Below are 3,691 nucleotides of genomic sequence, written 5' to 3' on the forward strand. Positions count from 1 at the left end.
ACGAGCATCAGCGTCCCGCCGAGAAGCGGCTTGTTGACCGCCGTTCCAGGGGCGGAGATGGAGACGAGCACGAGACCGGAGACCAGCACGGCGAGTCCGACGAGACTCACCGGGTCGAGAAACACCAGTCTGAGGTACGCTCCCGCCGAACGTTTTGGGTCGTCGGAAGTCGTCACGGCCACTATCTAGCTCCCCCCCGCCGAGCGTTCGTGTTCTTCGTCGTGCACCGCTGGCTCCTCGGGTTCGATATCTTCGGCTTCGAGCTTGATGACGTATCGACGCGTTAGTACGTCGTATAACCCGCCGCCGATGATACCCCCGATGATGGTCGAAACGGTCGGCAGCCACCAGCCACCCCGCGGACCGGGGAACGCGATGGACCCCCATCCGGCGAGGTAGCCCATGATCCGCGGGCCGAGGTCACGGGCTGGATTCAGCGCGGCCATACTGATGGGTGCTTCGTACTGGACGAGTGCCGCGACGAGCAGGCCGATGAGAAATGCCGCGAGAGCGGGCGAGGCGCGCGTTCCCATCGGATTCTCGTCGTCCACAAGGGCGAAGATGACGGCGACGAGGATGGCCGTGATGACCATCTCGCTGAAGAACGCTTGTGGGAACGAAACGAGAGATGCGGCCTGTTGCAGCGTGTTGTAATCCCCGACTTTCACTCCCGCAAACACCGGGTTCGGGAAGAACGTCCAGAGCGTCATCCCCGTGATCGAACTGCCGGGTTGTCCGCGAACGACGTTGTTCGCTTGGCTGAAACTGCGGTAGTACCCCGACCACGTGATGAGCAGGGTTCCGGCCGCCAGAAACGCCCCGATGATTTGTGACACGAGGTAGCCGGGAACGTGTCGCCACGGGAAGTCCCGCCAGACGGCGTTCGCAATCGTCACCGCTGGGTTGATGTGACCCTCGGAGACGCCGCCGACCCAATACACCGCGAACATCACGGCGAATCCCCACAGGACGGCCACGCCGAACAGGTCGAACCCGCCGGTCAGTACCGAAACGACGACCGCACCGTCACCGAGCAGGACGAGGATGAACGTCCCGACGAGTTCGTTGATGTACTTCGCACTCCAGTACTGTTCGTCATCGTTTGTTTCGGTTGCGGCCGCGGTTTCGCGGGTTCCCGATTCTTCCGACATCTCAGGCACCCCCCTCGCTTGCCCAGCCAAGGGAACGTTCGACCGCGTCCTCCCAGCGAGCGTACTTCTCGTCCGCCTCCGCTTCCGTCATTTGCGGTTCGAACTCGCGGTCCACTTGCCAGTTCTTGCGAAGGTCGTCCGTCGAGTCCCAGTAGCCGACGGCCAGACCGGCGGCGTACGCCGACCCGAGCGCCGTCGTCTCGTCCACGACCGGCCGGACGATATCGGCCCCGAGGATGTCGGCCTGCAGCTGACAGAGGAAGTTGTTCTTCACCGCGCCGCCGTCGACTTTCAGCGACTCGACCTCGATGCCGCTGTCGGCCTCCATCGCTTCGGCCACGTCGCGGGTCTGATAGGCGATGGATTCGAGCGTCGCTCTGACGATGTGCTCCCGACGGGTTCCGCGCGTCATGCCGACGATGGTCCCGCGGGCGCGCTGATTCCAGTGAGGCGCACCGAGCCCCGTAAACGCGGGAACCATGTAGACGCCGTCCGTCGAATCGACGTTTCGGGCGAGGGATTCCGTTTCGGCCGCGTCGTCGATGAATCCCACGTCCACGAGCCACTCGATGGCCGCGCCGGTGACGAAGATGGAGCCTTCGAGCGCGTACTGGACGGGTTCGCCCGAGCGCTGGAAGCCGACCGTCGTGAGCAGGCCGTGCTCGCTCTCGACGGCATCGTCACCCGTGTTCAGCAGGAAGAAACTCCCCGTTCCGTAGGTGTTCTTCGCGTCACCGGCGTCGAAACAGGTTTGCCCGAACAGGGCGGCCTGCTGGTCGCCGAACGCGCCCGCGACGGGAACTTCCGCGCCGAGGAAGCCGTCGGGGTCCGTCGAACCGTAGGTATCGTCGTCGCTCGACGGACGTACTTCCGGGAGCATCTCGCGCGGCACATCGAACTCCTCGCACAACTCGTCGTCCCAGTCCATCTCGTGGATGTCGAACAGCATCGTCCGCGACGCGTTCGTCACGTCCGTGATGTGCTCGCCCGTCAGGTTGTAAATCAGCCACGAGTCGATGGTCCCGAACAGGATTTCGCCCTCCTCGGCGCGTTCCCGGATATCCGCCGGTCGTGCGCGCTGGAGTTTGATGGGGTCGGCGTTGTCGAGCAACCACTCGGCCTTCGTCGCCGAGAAGTACGCGTCAGGTTCCAACCCCGTCTTCTTTCGGATTTCGTCCACCTTTCCGTCCGCTTCCAACTGCTCGACGCGGTCGGTCGTCCGGCGGTCCTGCCAGACGATGGCGTCGTGAATCGGACTGCCGCTATCCCTGTCCCACAACAGCGTCGTCTCGCGCTGGTTGGTGATGCCGATGGCTTCGAGCCGATCAGCGGCGACGTCCGCCTCCTCCAGCGCGGCCGTGACGACCTCCTGTGTGTTCTCCCAGATTTCGAGCGGGTCGTGCTCGACCCACCCCGGTTCCGGGTATTTCTGTTCGTGTTTTTCGTAGGCGCTGGCGACGACCCGACCATCGTGGTCGAACAGCATGAACCGCGTTCCGGTCGTCCCCTGATCTATCGCGCCGACATATGTATCTGACATCTGAATGCCCTCATTTTGGTGCGCCGGACTCCCCCATTCGACGACACCTCTGGGAGAGAGACGGGACGGAGAATAATGATGTTTTCCCACAGGGAGGTTTCCATGCCCGTAGCCCTGGGTTTTCACTCTCTTGCCAACCAGTCGTGAAAAATAGTCGTCAATTTCGTCGCTTATTCGTCTCGGTCCACGTTCTCGATGCGGTCGTACTGCTCGCCCGAGAGTTCGATGTCGGCCGCGCCGACGTTCTCCTCCAGTTGGTCAGTCGTCCGCGCGCCGACGATGGGCGTACAGGAGAACTCGCGCTGTTGGATGAGCCAGCGGAGCGCGACCTGCGCCGGGGTGGCGTCGAGTTCGTCCGCGACCGCTCGAATCTCGTCCAAAATCTCCCAGCCCTCCTCGGACATGTAGTAATCCTCGAAGTAATCCACGAGGTCCGCGCGCGATCCGGCCGGGATGTCGCCGTCGCGTTCGTACTTGCCGGTCAGGAAGCCACCCGCGAGCGGGGAGTACGGACAGACCGCGATGTCCTGGTCGGCACAGACGTCGAGGTAGTCTTCCACCGGGCCGCTGGCCGCCGCGTGGTACATCGGCTGGGTCACGTCGAAGCGCTCGAAGCCGTTCACGTCGGATTTCCAGAGTGCCTTCGTGAGTTGCCACGCCGCCATCGTGGACGCGCCGAGGTAGTTCACCTTACCCTCGTCCACGAGTTCCGTCAGCGTCGCAAGCGTCTCCTCTATCGGGGTTTCGTCGTCCCAGCGATGGATGTAGTACACGTCGAGGTAGTCCGTGCCGAGGCGGTCGAGCGTGCCCTCGATTTGGGCGCGGATGTGTTTGCGCGAAAGGCCGGAGTCGTTCGGTCCCGGTTCGCCCCAGCCGTCGAACGGGAAGTACACCTTCGAGGCGATGACGAAGTCCTCGCGGTCGTACTCCGATAGCCAGTCGCCGATCCACTCCTCGCTGGTGCCGTTCGGGTCACCGTAGACGTTCGCCGTGTCGATGA

At 63.4% G+C, this 3,691-nt stretch carries 3 protein-coding genes; all 3 read right to left on the reverse strand.

What is annotated here, in order from left to right; translation table 11 throughout:
* Nucleotides 1-185 precede the first annotated feature (185 nt).
* Nucleotides 186-1,151, reverse strand: a complete 966-nt coding sequence (locus WBV42_RS03710; protein ID WP_423984839.1) for an MIP/aquaporin family protein — start codon at nucleotides 1,149-1,151, stop codon at nucleotides 186-188.
* 1 nt (nucleotide 1,152) lies between these two features.
* Entirely contained in the window at nucleotides 1,153-2,691 is a 1,539-nt protein-coding gene (gene glpK, locus WBV42_RS03715; RefSeq protein WP_423984840.1) for a glycerol kinase GlpK, read from the reverse strand.
* A 170-nt stretch (nucleotides 2,692-2,861) separates the two neighbouring features.
* A partial coding sequence (locus tag WBV42_RS03720; protein ID WP_423984841.1) for an aldo/keto reductase occupies nucleotides 2,862-3,691 on the reverse strand: 830 nt, incomplete at its 5' end.

The organism is Haladaptatus sp., assembly GCF_049589095.1.
Lineage (GTDB): Archaea > Halobacteriota > Halobacteria > Halobacteriales > Haladaptataceae > Haladaptatus.